Source organism: Actinacidiphila sp. bgisy145 (genome assembly GCF_057708125.1).
On record NZ_JBYIRL010000136.1, the window covers coordinates 1 to 576 of the forward strand.

General features: G+C 69.3%; 1 protein-coding gene. It reads left to right on the plus strand.

Annotation, left to right across the window (positions count from 1 at the left end; all coding sequences use genetic code 11):
• A partial coding sequence (locus tag AC3ERT_RS36645) for an ABC transporter substrate-binding protein (protein ID WP_435179521.1) occupies nt 1-576 on the plus strand: 576 nt, incomplete at both ends.

The window sequence follows — 576 nt, forward strand, 5'->3', positions numbered from 1 at the left end:
GAGACGGCGATCGCCGCGGACGGCGGCGGCAACCCGCTCGGCCTGATCGTCAGCACCAAGTTCGCCAAGGCGCACCACCTGACCGCCTCGACGCCCGCGGCGCAGGTCGCCAAGGCGCTCGACGGCTCCACCGGCGGTTCGAGCTCGGCCAACACCAAGGGCGAGGCGAGCGTCTACCTCAAGGCGTACGGCGTGGACCCCGGCAAGGTGAAGTGGGTCTCGCTGCCCAGCCCCGCCGCCGACAAGGCGGCCCTGAAGAGCAACCAGATCGACTGGTTCGTCACCTCCCAGCCCACCCCGCTCGCCATCCAGGCCACCGGTGACGGCGTCGTCGTCGCCGACTCCACCAAGGTCACCGCCTGGTCGGAGAAGGAAGCCGGATACGGGCAGATCGTCGTCGCACGCAACAGCTACCTCAGCCAGCACGCCGACATCGCCAAGAAGTTCGCCACCGCCGTCCAACAGGCCACCGCCTACATGCACGACAACATCGACTCCGCCACCGTGCAGAACGTGGCGAGCAAGGCACTGCCCGGCGTACCGGCCTCGGTCGTCAAGGCCAGCCTGCCCCAGGTC